Genomic DNA, 25005 nt, shown 5'->3' with positions numbered 1-25005 from the left:
CCGTCGGCCGTTGCGGCCGGCCCTCACGACGGCGGGGCGTCCGGCCGGCGGGGTGCCATCGCCCTACAGGTTCACCTGGCGGGAGATGATGCCGGCCTTGGCGCGGCGGGCCTCGGCGTCGAGCGGGGCGCCGTCGGCGAGGGCGGCCTCGAGCCGCTGCGCCATGGCCCGCATGGGCTCGGTGAGTTCCTCGGCCTCGGTGCCGGGCACGAGCTCCCACACGGGGATGGCCAGGCCGCAGGCGCGGAAGGCGCCGAGGAAGCGGGCGCCCTCCTCCAGGTCGGACTCGCGGGCGGCGTGGATGCGGGCGAAGGCGTTGAAGAAGGCGTCCTCGTCCTCGCCGCGCACCCAGCGGACGAACTCCTTGCCGTTCATGCGGCACCAGTAGGCGTGCTCGACGCCGGGCACCGGCACGGTGGGGGCGATCCCCTCCTTGGCGTCCTCCACGATCCGGAGCGCCTCGGGTTCCTCGGCCTGCTCGGCGGTGAGCCAGAAGTCGAAGGACTCGCGCACGTCGATGCTGGGGGTGAAGTCGGGGTCGAGGATGTCCTGGAGGCGCTCACCCGGCTCGGGCAGGCCGCTGGGCGCGAGGCCGGTGCCGGGTTCGAGATCGAGCGCCTCCAGCAGGGCGGCGGCCACGTCTCGGCTGGCGTCTCCGGAGCGGACGGTGGTCTGCATGGCCACGAGCACCCGGCCGTCGGCGCGCTTGAGGGAGCGGGCCAGTTCGGGCAGGAGCGTGACCAGCTGGACCTCCTGGCCGCCGTGGTCGGCGTCCAGGCGCACCGTCATGGAGGCGGCGGGGATGATCTGCATCATCGCCACCAGGTCCGGCTCGGCGGGCAGCCCGGCGAAGGGGCGAGCCACGAAGGGGATCTGCTGCTTCTTGGCGGCCTTGCGGTCGCCGTCGCGACGCCGCTGGCGGTTCTTCTTCGACATGCGCGCCAGCCTACCGGGTGGGACCAGCCACGGGCGGCCGACCCCGGCGAGCCGAGGCAACCGCCGGTCGCCGACTGCGCCTGCGCCAAAGGCGGCCGGCTCCACGCGCCCCCGGCCGACCGCACAGCGCCGTCGTTCGCCTCAGAAGTGAGAGCTGGAGCCGGAACCGGAGAAGCTGCCGCCGCCGAAGCCGCTCGAGGAGCCGGACCCGCCGGAGGAGGAACCGGACGAGGGGGATGCGATATTGCTGTAGCCGGTGACCAGGCCGTCGACGGGCCGGGAGAACAGCGGCACCGCGCCGACGCCGGAGGCGCCGGACCCCGAGTACGGCCAGTTCGCGCCGTACGCCCCCGCGTCATGGACACCTGATCGGCGCACAGCCGCGTCGTACAGGCCCGGGGCGTCCAGGCCCACCGACTTGGAGTTGATGCGGATGGTGGTGGCCAGGTCGTAGTGGTGGCGCTCGCTGCGCGCCGAGGAGGACCACCGGCCCTGATAGTCGGCGCTCTCGCCGGCGTACTTACCTTGCGCGTAGTCCTTCTCATAGCGGGCCAGCCGCTTGCGGCCCGTACTGGAGGTGTCCGCCGCCAGCGCCCGCCAGGCCAGGTCGCCGCAGCGGTGGTGAACGTCCAAGTCCATGGCGTCGAGCTCGTCCAGGGCCGCCAACGGCGTCAGGGCCCCGGAGACCAGCTCGCTCGTCATGGCCGCCAGCCGGTCACGGCGTTCCCGGACCAGATCGCGGTCCGGCGCGACATCGAAACTCACCTTGGCCCGTTGCGTGCTGAAGGCGACGGAGGCGCACAGCGCGGCGTAGGAGCCGAGATCCTCGCGCACCGGCCCCTGCTCGTTCTCCCACACCTCCTCCCAGCCGGGGCCCAGGGTGAGGAAGGTAGAGGCCGCGGCTATGACGTCGTCGAGCCGGTCCAGTTCCTTCGCCCTGTCCTCCAACTCCGCGGCATCCCTGAAGCAGCCCAGGGCGAACCACTGAGCCCCACGGGGCTCGCCGAACTCACGGAACAGACGCACCAACTGCACGTACCGTTCCTCGAACCAGGCGAAGCGGGCGAGCACCTGGGCGCCGTATGCGTTGTCGGCGGGGACGGTGCCGGCACGGATCTGGGTGGCGTCGTAGTCCGCGGTTACTTGGGCGAAACACCGCCGGGCCTGCCGCAGGGAATCGCGCGCCGCGTTGCGGCAGAAGAAGATCAGTCCCAGCAGGGCGAGGGCGGCGGCAATGCTCAGGCAGGTCACGAGTACCGCCGCCCGCGCCGAGGTGATGGGTTTGCCGAGCGATTCGGCGGTGCGCTGGGCCATGGCCTCCAGGCCGGCCTCCCACTGCGACATGCGGAAGGAGCCCCTCGCGGCGTCCTGGATCTTTCCCTCGGTGTACTTGCCGACCTTGACGTCCTCGCCGAAGTAGCAGCCGACCCACCGCCCCTGCGGGGACACCGCGAGTATCACCAGCCCGTCGGCCCAGACGTCGGGGTCCGCGGTGGAGATCCACGACGGCTGCCGATTCAGCGCGTAGCCGAGGACGGCGTCGTTGAAGACGGTGTCGGACCCGGACTCGATGTCGACGTCGTCCGTCGTGAACACGGCCAGGCGGATGTCGCGGCGGAAGCCGACACCCTCCAGGGCGGACCGGAGGGCGTCGTCGTCGACCACCTCGGCCTCATCGTGGATCTCTACCGCCGGGGTGTGCGTAGCGCCGAAGGGCGCCGCGATGTACAGCGGGACCACCAGGCCCAGCACCACGACGATCAAGAACTTGCCGGCGAGCGCCATGACGGCGCGCAGGCCGCCCCAACGGACGATCAGATCGGACACGGGCACCCCCGGGATTGTTGACCGCGCACTGCTGGTCTCGCTCAGAAGCGGGAGGAGGAGCCGGAGCCGTGGAAGCTGCTGTGACTGCTGTGACCGCCGCTGAAGTGGCTGGAGGAGCCGGAGCCGTGGTAACCGCTACTGCTGGAGGCGGGAGTGTAGGTGGACGCCCTGCTGTAACCGGTGACCAGGTTGGCGACCGGACGGGAGAACTGCGGCACCGGGCCGGTGCCGGAGGAGGACAGGCCCGGGGCACGCAGGCCCGGAGACTTGGAGTTGATGCGGATGGTGGTGGCGGGGTTGTAGTGCATGCGACCACTGCGGGCGCTCCACCAGCCCAGGTAGTCGGGGCCGCTGTTGCGGTAGGCGCTCGACCGCCGACTGTACTCGTAACGGCCTAGCCGTTCCCGGCCCAGACGGGAGGTATCCGCTGCCAGGGCACGCCGGGCCAGGATGTCGCAGCGGCTGTGCACGCCCGCGGCAATCGTGTCCAGTTCGTTCAGTGCCGCCGAGGGCGTCAGCGTTCGTTGTGCCAACTCAACCGTCATAGCCGCCAGGCGGTCGCGTCGCTTCTGTATCCAGGCGCGGTCGGTTTCGACGTCGAAGCTCACGTGGGCGAGCCGGGTCCTGTTGACAACGGCGGTGCACAGGGCCGCGTAGGAGGCGAGATCCTCGTGCACCGGCCCCTGCTCGTTCTCCCACACCTTCTCCCAACCCAGGCCGAGGGTGAGGAAGGTGGAGGCGGCGGCGATGACGTCGTCGACCCTGTCGAGTTCCTTGGCGCTGGCAGCCAGCTTCTGGGCACGCCGTCGACGGCTGCTCATGAACCACTGGGCGCCGCGCGGGGAGCCGAAGTCGCTGAATAGACGCACCAGTCCCGCGTAGCGCTCCTCGAACCAGGCGAAGCGGGCCAGCACCTGGGCGCCGTGGGCGTCGTCGGCGGGGATGGTGCCGGCACGGATCTGGGTGGCGTCGTAGTCGGTGGTGATCTGCGTGAAGTGACGGCGGGCCTGCTTGTAGGCGTCGCGCGCCTCGCGGCGGGACCAGAACATCCACGCCAGCAGCGCAAGGGCGGCGGCCAAGCTCACAAACGCCACGAGCAGCGCCACCTCCGTGGAAGGGATCGGCCTGCCGACAAAGTCGGCGGTGCGCTGCGCCATGGTCTCCAGGCCGACGTCCCAGCGCGCCAGGCGGAAGGAGCTCTTCGCGGCGTCCTGGATCTTCTGCTGAGTGCGCAGGTCGACCTTGACGTCCTCGCCGAAGTAGCAGCCGACCCACCGCCCCTGCGGGGACACGGCGAGGATCACCAGGCCGTCGGCCCAGACGTCGGGGTCCGCGGTGGAGATCCACGACGGCTGCTCTTTCAGGGCATAGTCGAGGACGGCGTCGTTGAAGACGGTGTCGGAGCTGGCGTAGGGGTCGACGTCGTCCGTCGTGAACACGGCCAGGCGGATGTCGCGGCGGAAGCCGATGTCCTCCAGGGTGGTCTGGAGGGCGACGTCGTCGAGCACCTCGGCCTCGTCATGGATCTCTACCGCCGGTGTGTGCGTGGCACCGAAGGGGTCCAGTGCGTACAGCGGCACGATCACACCGAGCACGATGATGAGCAGAGACTTGATGGTAAAGGCGGCGACGGCGCGCAGGCCGCCCCAGCGGACGATCAGGTCGGACACGGGCACCTCCGGAGCATTCTTGCAGAACAGTAACGGCTCGGGCGCGGCCGGGGCCATGGGGAGCGCTGCCCGCGCCGCGGCAGGGAGGCTCGCGCCTGCTACGAGCTTTTGCACCCTGGTGTGCGGGTATTTGCCATACACCAGGGTGCAAAACGTCGCAGCAGAGGGCAAAGGTTCGCAGCACACCCGCCCAGCACCGGGGATACCCACGGGCCGTGCACCGGCGTCGGCGCCGGACGGCCGAACTTCCCCGTGTTTTCCAAGGTCTGTCGGGGGTGATCGTCCAGGCGGGGCGGGTTATATGAGTCCTGCCGCCGGACGGTGCGGGTCGCGAGGGTTGGGGAGCCCGCTGACCGACCCACCACCGAGGACAGGCCGGGTACATGGGAGCCCGCGCCGTTCCGCTCCGGCGAAGGAGGCGTGAGCCACCGGGATGTGGGAACCCCGGGGAGGCTCCCCTCGACGCCACGGGCCGGTGGGGCCGGGAGAGACAATCCGGCCCCACCTGGCCGGCAATCACACCGTGTCCCGCTCCACCAGGTACATGTCCATGACCACCGTCTGGGCTTCCACGCCGTCAATCATGTCCACCGCCATCTCGGCGGCGCGCTTCCCCTCCTCCCGCAGCGGCTGATGCACCGTGGTGATCGCCGGCTCATACTGAGCTGCCAGGGGGTGATCGTCGAATCCGACCACCGACACCTCGCCGGGCACCTCCCGTCCGGCCTCCCGCAGGGCCTCGATGACCCCGACCGCGATGCGGTCCGATCCCGCCAGCACTGCGTCGAAACCGATGCCGCGGGCGAGAATCTCACGCATGGCCCGATGCCCGCTGAGTTGGTCCCAGCCGGTGTGGACAACCCGCTCATCGCCCAGGCGGGAGCCGAGTACGCGCCGGTAGCCGCGGATACGGTCGACGGAGGCAGGGTTGTCGGCCGGACCCATGACGCTGACGGGCGCTTCTCGTCCCACCTCCTCCAGCGCCCGGGCGGCCAGAGCGGCGCCTATGACGTCGTCGGAGTAGACCGTGGAGAAGACCCCTCGGTACGGGTCGCCCTCCAATTGGCCGCACAGCACCACCGGCACCGGCAGTTCGGCGAGTCGGTCCAGTAACTCACGGCCCGCATAAGGCGTGATGACGATGACGGCGTCCACGGCGCCCCGGCCGACGTGCTCCAGAACGCGTTCACGCTCCGCAGGCGTGGCCGCCTCCAGGATCATCGGCAGGTTGGGCCCGTCCGTGAGTCGCGAGACGATCCCATCGCACAATCGCGCATAGGTGGGGTCGGTGAACAGTTCGGCGAAGGGGTCGGTGAACAGCAGGGCGATCGCCTCCGAGCGGCCCACAGCCAGCGCTCGCCCCCGCCGGTTGACGACGAAGCCCGTCTGCTCCACGGCTCGCATGACGCGCTCGCGCGTGGCCGGCTTGCACTTGGGAGAACCGTTCAGCGCGCGCGAAACCGTCGACGGCGCCACGCCCGCGGCGCGGGCGACGTCGGCGATGGTCACGCGCCTGCCCGGAGAAGTCACGGGCTCATCTTGCTCGAACATATCGATTCTTGCATCCCACTTGCGTTCCGTGCAACGTACCCCTACATTGTGGAACCGCTTCCACAAAAGCGTGGAAGCGGTTCCATCGTCAAAGGAGCACGTCAATGGTGCATGCGAATGACTGGGAGAACCCGGGTCTGCCCCATCGGCACCGTCTGCCGGCACGGGCCTACTTCTTCGGATACGACTCCCCCGAGGCGGCCGCCACCCGGGACCGGGCGCGTTCCCGGGGATTCACGGACCTGAGCGGTCTGTGGTTCTTCCGCCTGTTCGACTCCCCCCGCCGGGTGCGCGCCGAACACCTGGCCGTACCCCACCCCGAATGGGGGCGGGTGCGCGTCCCTCACCTGTGGCAGGTGGACGGACACGGTCCACTGCAGTACACCGACGAGGGCTTCCCCTTTCCGGTCAGGCAGCCGGAAGTCCCCTCGCACAATCCGACGGGCGTGTACCAGCGCGAACTGCTCCGACCCGTCCTGGCCCCGGGCGAGCAGGCGGTGCTGCGCCTGGACGGGGTCGACTCCTACGCGGAGATCTACCTCAACGGCGCCTTCGTCGGCATGACCAAGGGATCCCGGCTCAGCGCCGAGTTCGACGTGACCGAACTGCTGACCCGGCGCGCCAACCTGCTGACCGTCAAGGTCCTCCAGTTCAGCGACGGCACCTATGTGGAGGACCAGGACATGTGGTGGGCGTCGGGGATCTTCCGCGACGTCTACCTGATGGTCCGCCCGGCCGCGCGGCTGGAGGACTTCCACGTCACCACCCGCCTGAGCGACGACGGCGGCGCGGAGGTGACGGTGGCGGTGCGCACCCGCGCCGCCCGCAACGTCCGCCTGACCCTTACCGGCCCGGACGGGACGCCGCTGCATGGCACGGCCACCGACGCCGCCCCCTGCGTCCTGCACGTGCCCGAGGCGCACACCTGGAGCCCGGAGTCCCCCGCCCTGTACGACCTGGTCATGTCTGTGCACGACGCCGACGGCACCGTCGCCGAGACCGTACCGCACCGCCTGGGCCTTGCCGAAGTGAGCATCGAGGACGGCCGCCTACTGCTCAACGGCACCTACTTCAAGATGCGTGGGGTCAACCGGCACGACCATGACGACCGCCGCGGCCGGGCCGTCGGCATGGCACGGGTGCGCCGGGACCTGGAGCTGATGAAGCTGCACAACATCAATGCGGTGCGCACCTCCCACTACCCCAACGACCCGCGCTTCTACGAGATGTGCGACGAGCTGGGCCTGCTGGTGATGGCCGAGACCGACCTGGAGACCCACGGCTTCGAGAACACCGGCGACATCGCCCGCATCACCGACGATCCCGCCTGGGAGCCGACCTTCGTGGACCGCATCGAGCGGCTGGTGATCCAGGAGCGCAACCACGCCTGCATTGTGGCCTGGTCACTGGGCAATGAGTCCGGCTTCGGCTGCAATATCCGCGCCATGTACGCCCGCTGCAAGCAGCTGGATGCGCGGCCGGTGCACTACGAGGAGGACCGGGACGCCGAATGCGTGGACCTGGTCTCCACCATGTACTCGCGCGTGTCGCAGATGAACGACTTCGGCGAACACCCGCACCCCAAGCCGCGCATCCTGTGCGAGTACGGCCACGCCATGGGCAACGGCCCCGGCGGCCTGGCGGAGTATCAGCGGGTCATCGACCGCTGGGACTCCATCCAGGGCCAGTTCATCTGGGAGTGGTGCGACCAGGGGCTGGTGGCCCAGACCGCGGACGGCCGCGAGTACCACTCCTATGGCGGCGATCACGGCGACTACCCGCATAACTCCAACTTCTGCATCGACGGGCTCGTCTTCCCCTGGCAGGAGCCGAGCCCGGGCCTGGCCGAGTACAAGCAGGTGATCTGCCCGATCGGCGTGGTTTGGGAGGAGGGCGAGCTGCGGGTGCGCAACGGCCGGTTCTTCACCGACGCCTCCGACGTGGTCCTGGACCTGGAGCGGGTCGTCGACGGCGTCGCCGAGCCGCTGGGTCGTCTCGCGCCGGGGCCGCTGGCACCGCAGCAGGAGATGCGCCAGGTCCTGCCGGTGGATGTCGAGGCGGGGCGTCTGACCCACCTGCGGGTGCGTGTGCGCTCCACAGCCCGCCCGCCCTGGGCGCCAGAGGGATATGAGCTGGGCGTGTACCAGTTCGTCGTCGCCGACGACGCCGGCCCCGACGCCGCGGTTCACCTGCGCCCGGCCACCTCCCGCATGGAGGTGCGCGCCCAGGGGGACGAGTTCGTCATCTTCGGAGTGGAGCAGGAGCTCCGCTTCGACATTGTCACCGGCGCCCTGACCTCCTGGGTGCGCGGCGACAGACGGGTGCTGGCGGCGCCGCCCGCCGTCGGCTTCTGGACGCCGCTGATCGACAACCACCAGCAGGAGTTCGACGCGCTGTGGTCCGACCGCCACCTGCAACTGATGCAGACCTCCACCCGGTCGGTGGTGCTGCGGCGGGAGGGGGACGCCGTTGTCGTGGAGGTGGCGCAAATCATCGGTCCGCCCGCGCAGGCGCTGGGCTTCGAGGTGGACCTGAGCTACACGGTCACCGGCTCCACGGTGAGCGTCGGCGCCGTCGGTCGCGCCTGGGGCGACTACCACGACATCATTCCGCGCATCGGCCTCACCTTGGAGGCCCCCGGCTACGCCCGGACGGTCGAGTGGCTGGGGCTGGGCCCGGGTGAGAACTACCCCGACTCCCGCACGGCCGCCGTCGTGGGCCGCTGGAGCGCCGCCGTGGAGGAGATGCAGACCCCCTACGTGGTGCCGCAGGACTGCGCCAACCGGGGCGGGGTGCGCTGGCTGACGCTCACCGACACCAACGGCGCGGGCCTGGCCTTGGCCCGCACCCCGCTGCCGGGCGCCTGCGAGCCGCCGGAGGACTTCGACTTCTCGGTGTGGCCTTGGACGTGCCAAGACATCGACGCCGCCCGCCACCGTACCGATCTGGTGCCCCGGGAGAACGTGACCGTCAACGTCAACCACCGTGTACTCGGGCTCGGATCCAACTCGTGGGGCTCGGAGGTGCTGGAGGCCTACCGGACCCGGTTGGAGGACTTCTCCTTCGCCTTCGACCTGATCCCCCTGGACGGCGGCGACGCCGACGGGGCGGCTCCGACCGGAGGGGCCGGCGAGTCCGCATCCGGCCTGCCCGGGACGGGCACAGCAACCGAGTCCTCCACAACCCCCGCAACCCCCGGAACAGGAGCGTGAACCGATGCGGCTCTTCCCCGATCTCGACTCACTCGCCCGCGAGCGCGGCGCCGTCAAGAAGTGGCGGCGGGTCTGCCAGGCGATCGACCACCTACCGGCAATCCGGCCCGCAGTGGCGTACTCGGTGGGCGACTCCCTGACCTACTGGAGGGACTCGGCCGCCCACCTGCTGGCCGCCTGGGACGCCGGTGACGGCCTGGTCACCTCGCGCCGCTACCTGAACGTGCTGCACGCCGTCGACGCCGATCTGACCGTGCAGGTGGCGCCGGTCGCCGTCGCCCCCGTGCGCACCCCCTATGACGACCTCACCGACCGGGAGGTGCACGAGGCCGCCGAGACGCTGCGCACGGTGACCGTGCCCGCCGGGGGGATCGGCGTGGTCGACGTCTCCGAGGTGTTCCGGCTGCTTCCCGGCAGCGGCGAGGCCGCCATCATCCGCGTCACCGTCGAGGAGGCCTCCTTCCCCAACAAGTAACCGAACCGAGGCGCCGTCGGCGCCGTGCATCCACCGTCCTATCAACCGCAAACCCCACGCTTTTCCTGCGGCGCGGCTCCGGCCGCGACCTCCTGGTCACGCCGACGGCCCGGACGCCGCGGCGAGGGGACACCTCCTCGTCGTCGCCAGTGGACCCGCCTGAGACGCGAGTAACGCCGTGGGGCCGCACTTATCCACATGAACAAGGGACTGCACCATGTCTTCGTCTTCTGAAACTCGGGCGCGGATCGGCCAGTTCGCGCTGCTGACCATGACGGTCTCCGCCGTCTTCAACATCCGCAACGTCATCAACAACAACGTTGCGATCGGCCTGGCCTCGGCGCCGGCCTTCTTCCTGGCCACGCTGCTGTACTTCGTTCCGTTCACCCTCATCATCGCCGAGTTCGTGGCCATGAACCGCTCCTCGGAGTCCGGCGTCTACCAGTGGGTGAAGACCTCCATGGGCGGGCGCTGGGCCTTCATGACGGCGTTCTGCTACTGGTTCGTCAACCTATTCTACTTTGCCTCCCTGCTGCCGTTGATCCTGGTGTTCACCTCCTACCTGCTCACCGGCGGGGACAGGGAGATGTCACCGTGGCTGATCACGGTGCTGTCGATCGCGATCTTCGCGGTGGCCACCTGGGTGTCCACCAAGGGCGCGAAGTGGATCGGCACCGTCACCTCGATCGGCGCGTCGGCGGTGCTGGCGCTCACGGGCGTGTTCATCGTCGCCTCACTGGCGGCCCTGATCGGCGGAGTGGAACCGGCCTCCCCCATTACGCTGCGGGCACTGCGTCCGGACACATCCTCCTTCGCCACCACCTGGGCGTTCTTGGGGACATTGGCCTGGATCATCCAGGGCGTGGGCGGCGCGGAGTCGGTGGGCGTGTTCCTCAACGACCTGCGCGGCGGCGTGAAGGCATTCGTACGCACGATCGTGGCCGCCGGGCTGATGATCGGCCTGCTGTACGCGGTGGCCTCGCTGCTGATGAACGTGTTCGTCCCGACGGGCGGCCTGGACTACTCCAACGGCCTGTTCGTGGTGATGGGGGCGGTCGGCGAGCACTTCGGGGTGCCGGCGGCGCTCACCTTCCGGGTGGTGGGGCTGGTGCTGCTCGCGGCCACGCTCGGCTCGCTGCTGATGTGGACCTCGACGCCGGTGAAGATCTTCTTCTCCGAGATCCCCCGGGGCGTGTTCGGAGGGAAGCTCGTCGAGCTCAATGAGCAGGGCATTCCGTGGCGGGCGGCCTGGCTGCAGTTCGCCATCGTGGTGCCGATCCTGATCATCCCGGCGCTGGGATCGAGCAACATCGACGACCTGCTGGGCATCGTCATCAACATGACCGCGGCCACGGCGCTCATCCCGCCGCTGCTGATCCTGCTGGCCTACCTGGTGCTGCGCCTGCGTTACGACGCCGCGCCCCGGGAGTTCCGCATGGGCTCGCGGCCGGTGGGGCTGGCGGTGGCGGTGTTCCTGCTGGCCGTGTTCGCCTTCGTGTTCATCGCCGGCACGACGCCGCTGGATCAGCCGCTGTGGCTGACGCTGGTGTACAACGTGGGCGGCGTGGTCGTGTTCCTCGGTCTGGCACTGGCCTGGTACCAGCGCTACATCAACCGGCTGCGGGGCCGCGATCCGCGGGCGGCCCGCTCCGAGCTGGCGCCGTCGTCCAGCACGCGTGAGCAGGAGGCCGCGAACCGGAGGTCATAAGTGGACGACGGCGGGAACACTGCCGCCGCCGACCTATGACGCGGTCTCATGGCTCTACCACGAGCTTTTGCACCCTGGTGCACGGCGAATTGCCGTGCACCAGGGTGCAAAACATCGCAGCAGAGGGCAAAGGCTCGCAGTACACCCGCCCAAGCACGCCCACCCAGCACCACGGGGCGGCCCACGGGACCGGTACACCAGGACCGACCCCGGACGGCCGAGCTTCCCCGGACTTTCTCAGGGGGGTTGGGGGTGATCGTCCAGGCGGGACGAGTTACATGGTTCCTGCCGCCGGACGGTGCGGGTCGCGAGGGTTGGGGACCCCGAAGACCGAACCGCCACCGAGAACCAGGCCGGGTACATGGGAGCCCGCCCCGGTACGCTCCGGCGCAGGAGGCAGAGCCCCCGGGGATGTGGGAACCCCCGGACGCGGCCACCTCACCGCCAAGGCCGGTGGGGCCGGGAGAGACAACCCGGCCCCACCGGCCAGACCATGCCCGCACACACCCAGCACGTCAGCTACGCCCTCACCCCCACCGGTCGAACCACGCGGGGGCGCTGCGCAGGCCCCGCGCTCGCGGTCGCAAAGGCGACCGCATCAGCGCTTGAAGTGAGGGTGTAGCTGTATAAAGTGAGGACGTCTGTGACGTGAGTGACGGCGAGGCCACGGCGTCGTCGCGGCACCAGCACCGGTCACTTGCGGCCGGACGCCCCCGACCACTCCGAGGTGAGCGCATCGGTCCCCTGGCACACCAGCCTGGCCGCCGTCTCGGCCGCCCGCGGCAGAGGAATGGCCTTGCCGTCGGCCACCCAGGCGCGGTACATCGCCAGCCCGGCCTGCGATACGTAGGCGTAGAGCAGGTGCCAGAGCTCCGGGGTGAAGCCCGCGGGCACGTTCTCCGCATGCTCGCCGCTGGCGTCGTCCTGCAGCTGCCGCCGTATCCCGTCCCAGGCCGGGTCGCAGGTGATGACGTCGTAGAGCTCGTCCTGCTCGGCCCCGAAGTAGAAGAGCTCGCGAGTTATCTGGGCGAAGTCGGAGGCCCCCAGGTGTGCCGTGCGCTCGCGCCAGGCCGAGGCGTAGGCGGACATGACCTCGGCCAGCAGGTCGTCGAGCGTCTCGTAGTAGCGGTAGAAGGTCTTCTTGTTGATGCGTGCCCGCTCGCACAGGGCCTTGACGGTGATGGACCCGTAGCCGCCCTGAAGCATCATGGCGCGGAATGTGCGGTCGATGGCCTCGAGTGTCTTGGTGACGCGCAGGTCCTTGGCGGGGGTGGTGCGCACGGTCTTCCTTTCACGAGATATGCAACTCGGGCCGCATCGGGGTTGCTTAAGCCACCTTCTCGGCGGAGTCGTCCATTGTTGCCGGCACGCGCCCTTCGTAGGATAAGTAACGCGAGTTGCAAAACACAGTGTACGGCGTGGTCGTCCGCACCAATCACGCCGCACCGGAGATGCCGGCCCCGCGGCGTGGCAAGCCGCCTCGTCGCAGCCCACGGCGTCGTCGTACTCGCGGAATACCGCTCAAAGGCAAGAGGAGACATGGCATGAACACGCGCCGGATCGGTGAGCTGACCGTCTCCGAGGTGGGCATGGGCTGCATGGCCTTCAGCCACGGATACGGCCGCATCCCGCCCGAGCAGTACAGCCTCGAGGCCATCCGCGGCGCCTACGAGCACGGCTGCACCTTCTTCGACACCGCCGAGATCTACAGCCCGGGGCTGTCCGGCGTCGGGCACAACGAGCGCATCGTGGGGCGTGCGCTGGAAGAGGTGCGCGACGACGTCGTGCTGGCCACCAAGCTGTTCGCCTCGGGCGGGCGGGGCTCCGTCTACGGGGAGATCCGCTCCCACCTGGAGGCCTCGCTGGAGCGCTTGCGCACCGACTATGTGGACCTGTACTACCTGCATCGCCTGGGCTCCACGCCGGTGGAACAGGTCGCCGAGGCCATGGGTCGGCTTGCCCGGGAGGGCCTGATCCGGGGCTGGGGGCTGTCGCAGGTCGACGTCGACGTGATCCGCCGCGCCCACGGGGCGTATCCGCTCACGGCCGTGCAGAACATCTACTCGATGGTGGAGCGCGACGTGGAGGCGGAGGTGCTGCCCTACTGCGAGGAGCACGGCATCGGCCTGGTGGCGTTCAGCCCCGTGGCGAGCGGGCTCCTGTCCGGCAAGGTCACCGAGAGCACCGAGTTCGAATCCTTCGACGACGTGCGCACCTGGGTGCCGCAGCTGTCCCGGCGCAACCTCCGCGGCAATCGACCCATCGTGGAGCTGGTGAGCCGCTACGCCCGGGCGAAGGACGCCACCCCGGCGCAGATCAGCCTGGCGTGGATGCTGCACAAGTGGTCCTGCACGGTGCCCATCCCCGGCTCGAAGAACAAGGAACGCATCATCGAGAACCTGGGCGCGAGCCGGGTGGAGCTGACCGACGCGGAGTTCCGGGCCCTCGATGCCGAACTCGGCACGCTGCGGGTGCACGGACACCGCGGCTTCAGACGATGAACCGGCGGCAACGGGCCGGGAGGCAAACGGAGGACAGGGTAAGGAGGACAGGTAATGACCGAATACGACTTCTCGGTGTTCGGCAACGTGACCATCACCGGGGCGGACCTGAATGCCATGAGCGCGGAGGAGCTGTCCGTGCTCCACCGGCAGGCCCAGTACTGCCAGGCCATGACTGAGGCCGATATCGACACCATGCGGGAGATCGTGTCCGCGGACATGACCTTCACCCATATGAGCGGCAGGCGGCAAAGCCGTGAGGAGTACTTCGCCGACGTCGCCGACGGCCGCCTGAACTACTTCACCATCGGCATCGAGGACCCGCGGGTCCGAGTGGCGGGCGACACCGCAACGATCACCTTCACGTCTGTCCTGAACGCGAACGCCTACGGCGCCAGGGGGACCTTCCGCATGGCCGGCTCACACCACTACCGCAGGAGGGGTGACGCATGGATCGCCGTCAACGCGAACTGAGTCCATTTGCCGCGCGGCCGGGAGGCCTGGCCGCGATCCTCCTGCTGCTGTGCCTGGCGCTCACCGGATGCACCGCCACAGGCGGAGGCGGAAGCGGGGCCGAGACCGAAAGCGGTGACGCAGGCCCCGGTGTTGGCGCCTCCCCGCAGGGCCCGGCCGTGTCCGGCTACCCCGCCTTCGACTTCGACGCCCGGACCGTCACCCTGAACAGCGGCTACGAGATGCCGATCCTGGGCCTGGGCACCTTCTCCCTGTCGGACGAGGAGGCGGCGGACTCGACCTATTGGGCCCTCAAGGCGGGTTTCCGGCTGATCGACACCGCGCGGATCTACGGCAACGAGACCGGCGTCGGCAGAGGCCTGCAGCGGGCCATCGACGAGGGCGTCGTCGCCCGCGAGGACGTGTTCATCACGACCAAAATATGGACCACCGACTACGACGACGCCGACGCGGCGATCAACACCTCCCTGGAGCGGCTCGGCGTCGACTACATCGATTTGATGATCCTGCACCACAGTCAGCCGGCGAACGACGTGGACGCCTACCAGGCGCTGGAACGCGCGGTGGGGGACGGTCGGCTGCGGTCGATCGGCCTGTCGAACTATTACGAGCCGGAGGACTTCGACCGGCTCGTGGAGGCGACCAGCATCCGCCCCGCACTCCTACAGAATGAGACGCACCCGTACCATCAGAGCGGACAGATGAAGGAGCACATCGCACAGTACGGAACGGTGCTGGAAAGCTGGTTCCCTCTGGGTGGGCGCGGCAATACCCAGACGCTCTTCGACGACGAGACGATCAGCGACATCGCCCGGGCGCATGGCAAGTCCGCCGCGCAGATCATCATCCGCTGGCACCTGCAGGTCGGCAATGTCTGCATCCCCGGCTCCTCCAACCAGCAGCACATCAACGAGGACTACGACGTGTGGGACTTCGAGCTGACGGAGGCCGAGATGGCGCGGATGGCGGCGCTTGAGCGCGATGCGCGGTTCTCGAACTACTGAGTGACGCCGCGGAAAGGCCGCACAGCGATTACGGGAACCACAAGTTGTCGGCGCGCCCGGCGTCGACTGCGCGCCGGCCTGCTGAGAACGCGACGGTGAAAGTGTCCATCCGTAGCGGCTTTGACAAGTTGGGAGGCCAACAACGTAAATAGAAAACGGTTATTTGCCCAGCTCAGAGCGTGTTTGCACGACAAACCAACGCGCGCCACATGTTCAAAGCCGCGACCGATGGACACTTTTCCGGCTCTTGGCCTTTGTCGGTGTAGTGGTTCGAGCCGAGTCGGCGTCAGCAGCTTCGACACTCCGGCGAAGGAGCAGGAGCGGATGTTCCTGTCCCAGCACATCGACTTCGACGATCAGAAGTAGACGAGTAGGCGGACACCTTTACATGAGGCACTCCGGCCGAGCCTCTCACTACATACAGTGAGACGCTCACTTCCTACAGTGAAGGGTTCAGTCTATAGAGTGAAGGCATCAGTGACATGAGTGAGGTCGCAACTGAAGACGCGGCAAGCCGTTGATACGTAACTCCTCCCAGCCCGACTCTCACCGCCCAAAGGTCCGGGCCACCAGGGGGTTGCGGGCCAGGTAGCCGTCCAGCACCCGCCGCGCCACGTTGACGGAGTCGATGAGCGGGTGGCCGGCGAGCGCCCGCCACGCCAGCGTCTCGTCCCCGCTGAGCGCGGCGTCGATGACCAGCTCCTCGCAGCCCTTGACCGTGGTCACCAGCCCGAGCTCGGCGCCCGCGAGCGCCCCCACCCGCTGCGGGTGCACGCCGTCGCCGTCGACGACGCACGGCACCTCCACCACGGCGTCCTCGCGCAGCTGGGGCACCAGCAGGCCGCCGCCGGCGGAGCACGCGTCGGCGTTGCCGACGTCGAGGATCATGCGGGCGGGCACGCCGGTATGCACGGCGGTCATCAGGTCGAGGGCCACCTGCTGGTAACCGCCGCCGGCAATGTCCTCCTCACGGCGCCCGGCGCGGTCAGCGGCGTCGCGAGACTCGGCCATATACGTGGCCTCGCGCTCGACGTGCGCCCGCCGCCACAGCTCCCCCGCCCGCTGCGGATCGGCGGCGACGGCGTCGTAGAACTCCCCCTGCCTCCGCTCCAGGAACTGGCCGCGGGTCTCCGCCTCGGCGCGGATGCGCTCCAGCGACTCCCGGCCCAGGTAGTAGTAGAAGAGGTACTCGTTCGGCAGCATCCCGAGCGCGCGCACCCAGTCGAAGCCGATGATGCGCGCCTCCTCCATGCGGTCCAGGGCGGCGTCGTCGGCGAGCAGGCCGGGCAGCCGGTCCTGACCGTCAACCACGAGGCTGCGCAGCCAACCCAGGTGGTTCAGGCCCACATAGTCGAAGTCGAGCCCCGCCCCCGGCCCGATCCGGGACGCGCGCGCGGCGTCCCCGCCGACCGCCGTCGTCGCCCGCCGCACCAGCCCGATGGGGGTGTCGCAGATGCCGACGACGCGCCCGCCCAGCACCGTGCGCATGGCCTGGGTGATGATGCCGGCGGGGTTGGTGAAGTTGATGACCCAGGCCTCGGGGGCGAGGTCGCGGACGGTGCGGGCCAGCTCCATGGCCGCCGGGATGGTGCGGAAGGCGTAGGCGTAGCCGCCGGCGCCCACGGTCTCCTGCCCGAGCACGCCCTGCTCCAGGGCGACGAGCTCGTCCAGCACGCGCCCGTGGGTGCCGCCCTCTCGCATGGCGGAGAAGATGAAGTCGGCCCCCCGCACCGCCTCCTCCAGGTGCGTGGTGGATGTCAGCGCGGGTGCGTGCGGGAAGTCGAGGTCGGCCAGTACGGCGCGCATGACCTCCAGGCGCCGCGGGGAGACGTCGTACAGGCACACCTCATCCACCACCAGCCCCGGGTGGTGGCCGGAGCCCGCCCGAGCGGCGGCGAGTACCTCGATCACCTGGGGCACGCGGAACCCGCCGCCACCGACGATGAGCAGTTTCATGCGAACAGCACCTCCGTGGCTGTGCCCGCCAGGTCCGGCAGCGGGGCGGTGCCGGGAGCGGCGGTGGTTATGACGACTTCGAGTTCGTTGATGGGGCACACCGGCAGTAGCCCGGCCCCGGGGAACTTGTCGGCCGTGGCCACCAGGCAGGTGCGCTCGGCCGCGGCCCGAAGCGCGCGCTTGACCGGCACCTCGATGCCGGTGGAGTCCATGACCGTGCCGTCCGCCCGCACGCCGGAGGTGCCCATGAAGGCGATGTCGGCGCTGATCTGGGCCAGGGCGTTCTCGGTCAGCCCGCCCACCAGAGACAGGTAGGAGGGGCGCAGCACCCCGCCCAGCACGATGAGTTCCACGTGCCGGTCCTCCCGCAGCACGTCGACGACGGCGAGTGAGGCGGTCACGACGGTGATGTCCCGTCCCCGCAGGTGCCGGGCGACGGCGGCGCCCGTGGTGCCGATGTCGATGAGGACGACGTCCCGATCGCGTACGAGCCCGGCCGCCGCCGCACCGACGCGGTCCTTCTCCCCGGCCGCCCGGGCGGCGACGTGGGCGAAGGGCTGGGCGTCCGCCTCGATCGTGCCTCCGCCGCGCACCCGCCGGAGTCTACCCTCGCGACCCAGGGCGTTCAGGTCGCGGCGGATGGTGGAGGCGGACACCTCCAGCGCCCGGGCCAGATCGGCGACCGAGACGCCGCCGCTCTCCTTCACCATCTCCACGATCGCCGAACGACGCTGCTGAGCCAACATGCGCACAGTCTATCGACCTCACGTCATTTATGCGCGAAATCGCGCATTTTTGAGCAATTTCAAGTACACTTACGTGCGCCGAGCAACCGGCGTGTCTGATGAGGAGGTCGCATGCCGCATCGCGCAGCTCCCGCCGACCCGGACCGCCGGGCCCTCGTCGTCGGGCCCACCTTCCTCGACGTCGTCATGAGCGGCCTCACGCATGCGACCGCCCCCGGGGAGGAGCAGCGGGTCGAGGACTGCGCCCTCATGCCGGGAGGCGCCGCCAACCAGGCGGTCACCCTCGCGCGCCTCGGTCTGCCGACCGGACTGTGCACGTACCTGGGAACGGATCGGGCCGGAGTCCTCGTCACCGACATGCTTGAGGCCGAGGGTGTGGATCTGTCCCGGGCAGAACGCACCCGACGGCAGAATGTCACCGTCTCCCTGGCCCTGGACGGCGACCGCGCCCTGACCACCTGCGGGGAGGACACGGCGCCCGTCCCGGCCTCGGGCTGGCCGACACCGACGGCGCTCGTGGCGGATCTGGGTGCGATTCGCACGGGCCGGGAGGCCGTCTCGCGCTGGCGCTACGGCCCGGCACCCACCATGGTCTTCGGCGACACCGGCTGGGACCCGACCGGACGCTGGAGCGAGGAGGACCTCGCCCCGCTGGATCTTGTGGACGTGTTCACCCCCAACGAGTCCGAGGCGCTCCACTACACGCGGACGGGCACCGCCGCCGAGGCCGCCCGGGCACTGGCCGAGCGGGTGCCCGTCGTGGTGGTCACCTGCGGGGCCGACGGCGTGGTCGCCTGCGACGGGGAGGAGCTGCTGACGCTGCCGGCCCTGGACGTGCCCGTGGTGGACACCACCGGCGCCGGGGACGCCTTCACCTCCGGACTGGTGTGGGCGTACCTGCATGATCTGGGGCTGCACCCGGCCGTCTCCCTGGCCTGTGTGGTAGCCGCCGCCACCCTGGGGCGGCCGGGCGGATCACTCAACGCGCCCAGCCCTGCGCAGGTGGCCGCGCTGGTCCGCACCACGCCCCTGCCGGAGGGGTTCAGCACCGACTTCCTGGAGCTCATCGAAGAGTACGCGGCACTTTCCCGGCACGAATATGCCGATCGCGGTGTTGTGTTGTGAAGGCGAACAACTTCATTCGCCGAGCTCGTCTCCGGGAGGCGATCTCCGGATACCTCTTCCTCACGCCGAGCGTCATTGGCGTGTCCCTGTTCATGGTTGTGCCGGTCGGCATCGTGCTCTGGCTCACCGTGCACAAGTGGGACATGATTTCTGATCCCGAGTATGTCGGACTCACGCAGATCAGCGAGGTCCTCGGCGATCCCGAGTTCCTCTCCTCCCTCCGGGTGACACTGCTCCTAGTCGCCCTGGTGGTGCCGATTCAGATCGGCCTAGGGCTCGCGTTGGCCAATATGCTCACCAAAGGTGTGCGCGGCACGAACGTATTTCGCACCCTCATCGTCATCCCCTGGATCTCCTCCCCTCTGGCCCTGGGTGTTGTGTGGTCGTGGATCTTCGCGCCCACCGGCGGTCTGCTCTCGGCCATCGCCGGAACCCGCCTGGAGATCCTCGTTTCGGAGACGTGGGCGCTGCCGGCAGTCGCACTCGTCGTCATTTGGAACAACGTCGGCTACACGTCCCTGTTCTTCATCGCCGGCCTGCTGTCCATCCCCTCCGAGCTCATAGAGGCGGCGTGGGTCGATGGCGCCTCACCCACCCAGATCTTCTGGCGGATCAAAGTACCGCTACTGCGCCCGACCTTCTTCTTCGTCTCGGTGACCACCATTATCGCGGCATTCAATATCTTCGATCAGGTCTTCGCACTCACGCACGGCGGACCCGCAGGATCGACGTCGGTCCTCGCCTTTGAGATATATGAGCAGGCCTTCGTCAATTGGGACATGGGGAGGGCCGCCGTCATGGCGGTCGTCATGATGCTCATCCTGATGGTCATCACCGCCGCCCAGAACCTCTACTTCCGCAGGAGGACGACCTATGAGCTCCTCTGACGACGCCGTCGCGATCGGCACCACTCCTGTTCACACGCGGCCGAGTCTCCGCTCGCAAGGCCGCAGCGGGCGGGGATGGGGGCGTGTCAGCAACCGGCGCGGCCCGCTAGCGGTGCTGGGAATCTACCTGGGACTGGGCCTTGCCGCGATCATCATGGTTCTGCCCTTCCTGTTCAGCTTCATGACGGCGTTCAAGTCTCCTAGAGACTTCGCCTCCCATTCGCCGTTGGCCCCGCCCGACCCCTGGACACTCGACTCCTTCGCCGCGGTGTTGGGCGGTCGCATCGACTTCGCCAGCGCCATCTGGACCACTCTGGCGATGGTCGCCGTCATGGTTGTCGCGCAGATCGGCTCCTCCGTCATGGCCGCCTACGCCTTCGCCCGCCTCTCCTTCCCCGGACGTGACATCATCTTCTGGATATTCCTGGCGACGATGATGCTGCCCTCCAGCGTGCTCGTGATCCCGCTGTACCTCATGATGGCCAAAGCCGGAATGAACAACACCTTCTGGGGCATCGTCATCCCCTTCATGCTGGCATCGCCCTACGCCGTCTTCCTCCTGCGGGAGAACTTCCGGTCCATTCCGCAAGAACTCATCGACGCCGCGCGCGTAGACGGTGCCGGGCACGTGCGCACACTGCTTCAAGTCGTTCTGCCGATATCGCGTCCCATCCTCGCCACGCTGACCCTCATCACGGTGGTCAGCCAGTGGAACTCCTTCATGTGGCCGCGCGTCATCGCCAGCCAGCGGCCCAAGGTGATAACCGTGGCGACGGCCGCCCTGCAGTCCCAGTACAACGCCAATTGGACGTACGTAATGTCCGCCACAACCATTGCACTCGTACCCCTCATCATTCTGTTCATCGCCTTCCAGAAGCAGATCGTCGCCTCGATCGTGTTGACCGGACTGAAGTAGGCCCGAATAACCATGTTCCGAACGCCGCGATCCGACACCGGCCGTCCACCAAACCCCGGAGAACAACGTCGACCTCGACACCGAGAAGTGAGGAGACCTCATGTCACGCACCACCGCCACCATCTCCCGACGCTCCGCGCTACACGCCGCCGGAATGTCCCTCTCCGCCAGCGCCGTCATGTCCGTACTCGCCGCCTGCGGCTCGTCCTCGTCCTCTGACAATTCGGCGGAAGGTGACTCGATCACCTTCCGCCTGTGGGACGAGCAGGCGGCCTCTGCCTACGAGGACGCCCTCAAGACCTTCACGGCAGACACCGGCATCGATGTCCGAATCGAGCAGGTCGCCTGGTCGGACTACTTCACGACGCTACGCAATGACATCGCCGCGGACTCCGCACCCGATGTCTTCTGGACCAACAGCTCCAACTTCGTCGACTACGCCGCCGCCGGCCGACTGCTCAACATCGATGAGGCGTTCCCCGAGTCCGAACGTGAGGGCTGGCTCGACGCGGCGATCACGCAGTACACCCACGACGGTGCTCTGTGGGGCGTTCCCGCTCTGGCCGACCCGAATATCGCCGTGTACTACAACAAGGAACTGCTCGAGAAGGCGGGCATCACCGTCGCCGACCTCGAGGAGCTGGCCTGGGACCCCCATGCCTCAACCGACACGCTGCGGGAGACCGCCGCCCGTCTCACCCTGGACGGCAACGGCCTGACACCTGCGGACAACGGTTTCGACCCGAACAACATCGTCCAATTCGGCTACAACGCCGCACTGGACCTGCAGGCGATCTACCTCCCCTGGCTCGGCGCCAACGGCGCCTCCTACCAGGACTCCGAGGGCACGCTGAACTTCGCCTCCGCTGAGGGCATCGACACCTTTCAATACATAGTCGACCTCATCAACAAGGACCACGTGGCACCGTCCGCCGCGGACACCAACGACAACGGAGACTTCTCCCGCGACCAGTTCATACAGGGCAAGATGGGACTGTTCCAATCCGGCGCCTACAACCTCGCCAACGTCAACGACGGCGCGAGCTTCGAATGGGGGATAGTCCCGCTGCCGCAGGGGCCCAGGGGCCGGGGAGGCGTCATCAACGCCATTGTTGCGGCCGGCTCCGCCAATTCGGACAATCCGACCGCTCAGAAGCAGCTCCTGGCATGGATCGCCGGCGCCGACGGCTCGAAATGCCTTGGGGAGACCGGCGTCGGACTCCCGGGCAATACCGATGCCCAGGAGTCGTGGACGAACTACTGGAATGAGCAGGGAGTAGACGTCTCCGCCATGACGGATATCGATACCGACACCGCCCTGCCGGGACCGTTCGGCTCGAACATTCAGGGGGCCATGGACGCCTCGGTGAAGATCCTCTCTGAGGTGTTCCTCGGCCGTCGGGACGTTGCCGAGGGAGTCGAAGCGGCCCAAGAGGCCGGGAACAAGGTCATCGAGGACTGAACCTCAAACACGTCGACCGACCATCCCACACTCTCCGAAGGAAAGTGAAGGAGAGCGCGTGTACAGGCGCGAGGACAACCGCGCCACACGGAAGGAGACCATTGTGGAGTATGAGCGCGTGCTGGGCATCTACGCCCACCCCGACGACGCAGACGTCGGGGCCGGCGCCACCCTCGCCCGTCTGGTCCGGGAGGGCGCCGACGTCGCCCTGCTGCTCGTCACCGCCGGTGACGCCGGCGGCTTCACGGCCGAGGGCCAGGAGCGCATGGCGGAGCGGCGCCGGGCGGAGCAGAGGGCCGCCGCGGCTCATCTCGGCATCAGTGACGTCTCCTTCCTGAGCGGCGTCGCGGACGGCCATGTTCGCGAGGCCACGGGACTGGTGCGCGAAATCGTCGCCGCAATCCGACGCCACGCCCCTGATCTGATCCTCACCACCTCACCGGAGTACAACTTCGCCTCCACCGCTGCGAACCACCCCGATCATCGGGCGGTGGGACACGCCGTCGTCGAGGCCGCCTATCCGGCCGCCGGCAACCCCTTCGACTACCGCGATCTCCTCGCACAGGGGCTGGAGCCCCACGACCCGAGCGAAGTCTGGTTCCAGGGGCACAGGGAGATCAATCATGTATCACCGGTGACCCAGGGCGATCTGGACCGCAAGATCGCGGCCGTACGCAGCCATGTGAGTCAGTTCCCCGATCTGGACCGGATGGAGCGCCTCCTGCGCGAAGCGGCCGTACGCGACGCCGCAGGCGCGCCCGAAGGAGCGGAATTCGCCGAGTGCTTCTTCCGCTGGCAAGTGCGCTGACCCGCGTCCGGTTCGGATCCCGGAAGGCACCGTCAAGGGATAACCCCCGTTGCCCCCGCCTCGCCCGGGGTATAGCGTCGTTGCCGTCTCGACGATGAAGTCTGCAGCCCGAGGAGACCGCCGTGAGCAGCGACGCCCACACCACCGATCACGCCCCCACGCCGCCCGCGCAGCCGCCGCGCTTTCCGCGCCACCCCGCCGCGCCCGAACCGACCCGCCCCTACAGCGCCCCCATGCCCGACCAGAGCCCGGCCCCGCCGCCGCACGGGCCGGTTCGCTTCGGCGTCATCGGCGCCGGCTGGCGGGCCCGCTTCTTCCTGCGCCTGGCCGCCATGGCCCCCGAGCGCCTGGAGTGCGTAGGTGCCCTGGCCCGCCGCGCCGAGTCGCGCCAGGCGCTCGCCGAGGAGTTCGGCGTCGCCACCACCGGCTCCCTCGACGACCTGCGAGCCCGCTCCCCCGAGCTGGTCGTGCCGTCGGTGGGCTGGGCCGCCATGCCGGACCTGGTTCGTGAGCTGGTGGACCGTGGCATCCCGGTGCTGTCGGAGACTCCGCCCGCGCCAGACCCCGACTCGCTGCGCGCCCTGTGGCGCAACGTCGGCGCCTCCGGCCTGGTCCAGGTCGCCGAGCAGTACCCGCGCATGCCCGGCCACGCCGCCCGCCTCGCGGCCATCCGCGCCGGCACCATCGGCACCCCCACCTGGGCGCAGGTCTCCTCCACGCACGGCTACCACGCCGTCTCGCTGCTGCGGCACTTCCTGGCCGACGACGACGCCCCACTGGGCGGTCCCGTCACCGTCACCGCCCGCAGCTTCCCGGCCCCGCTCCTCCAGCCACTCGGCCGCGACGGCTGGAATGCGGTGCCCGCCGTCGAACCGGGCGAGACGGTGCTGGCCACCCTCGCCTTCGACGGCGGCCGCACCGGCGTCTACGAGTTCACCTCGAACCAGTGGCACAACCCGCTGCTGTCGCGGCGCGTGCTGGTGCGCGGCACGCTGGGGGAGATCGTCGACGACGCCGTCACCCGTTGGGTGCCCGACGCCGGGGCGGTGACCAGCCGGATCGAGTACCGGCGCACGGGGCGCGACCTGAACCTGGAGGGCAATGATCTGATCCATGCCAGCCTGGATGGGCGGGTCGTCTACCGCAACCGGTGGGTGGGAACGCGCATGAGCGAGGACGACCTCGCCGTCGCCACCATCCTTCAGGACACCGGCCGGTGGGCGCGCGGCGAGGGCCCGGCCCCCTACCCGCTGGCGCAGGCCTGTCAGGACCACCTGCTCTCCTGCGCCATCGACGAGGCCGCCGCCTCCGGTCGGGACGTGACCACCGACGTCGAGGACTGGGCCTGAGGTCCGGCGCCCACTGACCGAGGCTGACAACACTACTGACCTGAGTCCTGACAGTTTAGTGCCCTGCGGCGTTCAGGTTGTTGAGGATTTGCTGTGCGGTCTGGGTGAGCTGGGGCTGGGCGGTTATTTGGTGGCCGTTGATGGTGATGGTGACTTCCTGGAGGGGCCGCAGTTCGCGGACGAGTCGTTTGATGCTGATGCCGGTGGCGGCTTGTAGGTGGCGGGCGACGGCCAGGGATGCCATCACCGCGGTGAGATGGGCTTGAATGGCGTCGTGGGTGTGGTGGAAGACGGGCCTGGCCCGCAGGTCGTGCTTGCTCATGCGGAATGATTGCTCCACGTGCCACAGCTCGTGGTAGGAGGCGATCACCTCACCGGCGGGCATCACCGTGGCGGGG

20 protein-coding genes are annotated in these 25005 nt (G+C 68.8%); 12 read left to right on the top strand and 8 right to left on the bottom strand.

Annotated features, from left to right (window positions below):
* Window positions 1–63 precede the first annotated feature (63 nt).
* The 4 genes from ACGLYG10_RS06675 to ACGLYG10_RS06660 form a co-directional block, all read right to left on the bottom strand.
* On the bottom strand, window positions 64–936 hold the full coding sequence (locus ACGLYG10_RS06675; protein WP_073329435.1) for a DUF5926 family protein: 873 nt from the start codon (window positions 934–936) through the stop codon (window positions 64–66).
* A 141-nt stretch (window positions 937–1077) separates the two neighbouring features.
* Window positions 1078–2769, bottom strand: coding sequence for a DUF5129 domain-containing protein (locus ACGLYG10_RS06670; RefSeq protein ID WP_244542608.1), 1692 nt, complete (start codon window positions 2767–2769; stop codon window positions 1078–1080).
* 35 nt (window positions 2770–2804) lie between these two features.
* A complete protein-coding gene (locus ACGLYG10_RS06665) occupies window positions 2805–4439 on the bottom strand; it encodes a DUF5129 domain-containing protein (protein WP_244542607.1) in 1635 nt (544 codons plus the stop codon).
* Between the two features lie 510 nt (window positions 4440–4949).
* Entirely contained in the window at window positions 4950–5984 is a 1035-nt protein-coding gene (locus ACGLYG10_RS06660) for a LacI family DNA-binding transcriptional regulator (protein ID WP_073329429.1), read from the bottom strand.
* A gap of 104 nt (window positions 5985–6088) precedes the next feature.
* On the opposite strand from ACGLYG10_RS06660, the gene ACGLYG10_RS06655 reads away from it, so the two are divergent.
* The 3 genes from ACGLYG10_RS06655 to ACGLYG10_RS06645 all read left to right on the top strand — a co-directional run bounded on the left by ACGLYG10_RS06655 (window position 6089) and on the right by ACGLYG10_RS06645 (window position 11379).
* Window positions 6089–9196: a glycoside hydrolase family 2 gene (locus ACGLYG10_RS06655; RefSeq protein ID WP_073329426.1), complete on the top strand. Its 3108-nt coding sequence runs from the start codon at window positions 6089–6091 to the stop codon at window positions 9194–9196.
* A 4-nt stretch (window positions 9197–9200) separates the two neighbouring features.
* Window positions 9201–9671 carry a NanQ anomerase/TabA/YiaL family protein gene (locus ACGLYG10_RS06650; RefSeq protein WP_073329424.1) on the top strand — a complete coding sequence of 157 codons (471 nt, stop codon included), beginning with the start codon at window positions 9201–9203 and terminating at the stop codon, window positions 9669–9671.
* 217 nt (window positions 9672–9888) lie between these two features.
* The gene (locus tag ACGLYG10_RS06645) at window positions 9889–11379 is read left to right on the top strand and encodes an amino acid permease (RefSeq protein ID WP_073329421.1); all 1491 of its coding nucleotides are present in this window, start codon (window positions 9889–9891) and stop codon (window positions 11377–11379) included.
* 693 nt (window positions 11380–12072) lie between these two features.
* Here the strand turns inward: ACGLYG10_RS06645 and ACGLYG10_RS06640 are convergent.
* Complete coding sequence (locus tag ACGLYG10_RS06640; RefSeq protein ID WP_073329418.1) at window positions 12073–12660, bottom strand: TetR/AcrR family transcriptional regulator; 588 nt, start codon at window positions 12658–12660, stop codon at window positions 12073–12075.
* A 263-nt stretch (window positions 12661–12923) separates the two neighbouring features.
* On the opposite strand from ACGLYG10_RS06640, the gene ACGLYG10_RS06635 reads away from it, so the two are divergent.
* Genes ACGLYG10_RS06635 through ACGLYG10_RS06625 form a run of 3 tightly spaced genes read left to right on the top strand, consistent with a single transcriptional unit; the run spans window position 12924 to window position 15358 of the window.
* Window positions 12924–13880 carry an aldo/keto reductase gene (locus ACGLYG10_RS06635; RefSeq protein ID WP_073329414.1) on the top strand — a complete coding sequence of 319 codons (957 nt, stop codon included), beginning with the start codon at window positions 12924–12926 and terminating at the stop codon, window positions 13878–13880.
* A 54-nt stretch (window positions 13881–13934) separates the two neighbouring features.
* Window positions 13935–14354 carry a nuclear transport factor 2 family protein gene (locus tag ACGLYG10_RS06630; RefSeq protein WP_073329411.1) on the top strand — a complete coding sequence of 140 codons (420 nt, stop codon included), beginning with the start codon at window positions 13935–13937 and terminating at the stop codon, window positions 14352–14354.
* Window positions 14330–15358: an aldo/keto reductase gene (locus ACGLYG10_RS06625; RefSeq protein WP_083565698.1), complete on the top strand. Its 1029-nt coding sequence runs from the start codon at window positions 14330–14332 to the stop codon at window positions 15356–15358. The genes ACGLYG10_RS06630 and ACGLYG10_RS06625 overlap by 25 nt, the downstream gene beginning before the upstream one ends.
* 546 nt (window positions 15359–15904) lie before the next feature.
* On the opposite strand, the gene ACGLYG10_RS06620 is transcribed toward ACGLYG10_RS06625, so the two are convergent.
* On the bottom strand, window positions 15905–17314 hold the full coding sequence (locus ACGLYG10_RS06620; protein ID WP_073329408.1) for a family 4 glycosyl hydrolase: 1410 nt from the start codon (window positions 17312–17314) through the stop codon (window positions 15905–15907).
* On the bottom strand, window positions 17311–18060 hold the full coding sequence (locus tag ACGLYG10_RS06615; RefSeq protein WP_073329405.1) for a DeoR/GlpR family DNA-binding transcription regulator: 750 nt from the start codon (window positions 18058–18060) through the stop codon (window positions 17311–17313). The genes ACGLYG10_RS06620 and ACGLYG10_RS06615 overlap by 4 nt, the downstream gene beginning before the upstream one ends.
* Window positions 18061–18171: 111 nt before the next feature.
* On the opposite strand from ACGLYG10_RS06615, the gene ACGLYG10_RS06610 reads away from it, so the two are divergent.
* The 6 genes from ACGLYG10_RS06610 to ACGLYG10_RS06585 all read left to right on the top strand — a co-directional run bounded on the left by ACGLYG10_RS06610 (window position 18172) and on the right by ACGLYG10_RS06585 (window position 24607).
* The gene (locus ACGLYG10_RS06610; protein ID WP_073329402.1) at window positions 18172–19185 is read left to right on the top strand and encodes a carbohydrate kinase family protein; all 1014 of its coding nucleotides are present in this window, start codon (window positions 18172–18174) and stop codon (window positions 19183–19185) included.
* Complete coding sequence (locus tag ACGLYG10_RS06605; protein WP_234415993.1) at window positions 19182–20072, top strand: carbohydrate ABC transporter permease; 891 nt, start codon at window positions 19182–19184, stop codon at window positions 20070–20072. The genes ACGLYG10_RS06610 and ACGLYG10_RS06605 overlap by 4 nt, the downstream gene beginning before the upstream one ends.
* Window positions 20059–20988, top strand: a complete 930-nt coding sequence (locus ACGLYG10_RS06600; RefSeq protein WP_083565696.1) for a carbohydrate ABC transporter permease — start codon at window positions 20059–20061, stop codon at window positions 20986–20988. Before ACGLYG10_RS06605 ends, ACGLYG10_RS06600 begins: the two co-directional genes overlap by 14 nt.
* Window positions 20989–21088: 100 nt before the next feature.
* Window positions 21089–22450, top strand: a complete 1362-nt coding sequence (locus ACGLYG10_RS06595; RefSeq protein ID WP_083565694.1) for an ABC transporter substrate-binding protein — start codon at window positions 21089–21091, stop codon at window positions 22448–22450.
* A gap of 58 nt (window positions 22451–22508) precedes the next feature.
* Window positions 22509–23258: a PIG-L deacetylase family protein gene (locus ACGLYG10_RS06590; RefSeq protein WP_234415992.1), complete on the top strand. Its 750-nt coding sequence runs from the start codon at window positions 22509–22511 to the stop codon at window positions 23256–23258.
* Window positions 23259–23380: 122 nt separating this feature from the next.
* Window positions 23381–24607 carry a Gfo/Idh/MocA family protein gene (locus ACGLYG10_RS06585; protein WP_211482992.1) on the top strand — a complete coding sequence of 409 codons (1227 nt, stop codon included), beginning with the start codon at window positions 23381–23383 and terminating at the stop codon, window positions 24605–24607.
* Between the two features lie 55 nt (window positions 24608–24662).
* On the opposite strand, the gene ACGLYG10_RS06580 is transcribed toward ACGLYG10_RS06585, so the two are convergent.
* The coding region (locus ACGLYG10_RS06580; RefSeq protein WP_432416217.1) for an IS1634 family transposase at window positions 24663–25005 on the bottom strand (343 nt) is incomplete at its 5' end.

This window comes from Actinomyces glycerinitolerans (assembly GCF_900098745.1).
Lineage (GTDB): Bacteria > Actinomycetota > Actinomycetes > Actinomycetales > Actinomycetaceae > Actinomyces > Actinomyces glycerinitolerans.
This window is presented reverse-complemented; position numbering and strand designations above follow the sequence as displayed.

What these genes read in the sequence shown, in the direction of transcription:
- ACGLYG10_RS06675 (WP_073329435.1), bottom strand. Translation starts at nt 936, where the DNA reads ATGTCGAAGAAGAACCGCCAGCGGCGTCGCGACGGCGACCGCAAGGCC.
- ACGLYG10_RS06660 (WP_073329429.1), bottom strand. Translation starts at nt 5,984, where the DNA reads ATGTTCGAGCAAGATGAGCCCGTGACTTCTCCGGGCAGGCGCGTGACC.
- ACGLYG10_RS06655 (WP_073329426.1), top strand. Translation starts at nt 6,089, where the DNA reads ATGGTGCATGCGAATGACTGGGAGAACCCGGGTCTGCCCCATCGGCAC.
- ACGLYG10_RS06650 (WP_073329424.1), top strand. Translation starts at nt 9,201, where the DNA reads ATGCGGCTCTTCCCCGATCTCGACTCACTCGCCCGCGAGCGCGGCGCC.
- ACGLYG10_RS06645 (WP_073329421.1), top strand. Translation starts at nt 9,889, where the DNA reads ATGTCTTCGTCTTCTGAAACTCGGGCGCGGATCGGCCAGTTCGCGCTG.
- ACGLYG10_RS06635 (WP_073329414.1), top strand. Translation starts at nt 12,924, where the DNA reads ATGAACACGCGCCGGATCGGTGAGCTGACCGTCTCCGAGGTGGGCATG.
- ACGLYG10_RS06630 (WP_073329411.1), top strand. Translation starts at nt 13,935, where the DNA reads ATGACCGAATACGACTTCTCGGTGTTCGGCAACGTGACCATCACCGGG.
- ACGLYG10_RS06625 (WP_083565698.1), top strand. Translation starts at nt 14,330, where the DNA reads ATGGATCGCCGTCAACGCGAACTGAGTCCATTTGCCGCGCGGCCGGGA.
- ACGLYG10_RS06620 (WP_073329408.1), bottom strand. Translation starts at nt 17,314, where the DNA reads ATGAAACTGCTCATCGTCGGTGGCGGCGGGTTCCGCGTGCCCCAGGTG.
- ACGLYG10_RS06615 (WP_073329405.1), bottom strand. Translation starts at nt 18,060, where the DNA reads ATGTTGGCTCAGCAGCGTCGTTCGGCGATCGTGGAGATGGTGAAGGAG.
- ACGLYG10_RS06610 (WP_073329402.1), top strand. Translation starts at nt 18,172, where the DNA reads ATGCCGCATCGCGCAGCTCCCGCCGACCCGGACCGCCGGGCCCTCGTC.
- ACGLYG10_RS06600 (WP_083565696.1), top strand. Translation starts at nt 20,059, where the DNA reads ATGAGCTCCTCTGACGACGCCGTCGCGATCGGCACCACTCCTGTTCAC.
- ACGLYG10_RS06595 (WP_083565694.1), top strand. Translation starts at nt 21,089, where the DNA reads ATGTCACGCACCACCGCCACCATCTCCCGACGCTCCGCGCTACACGCC.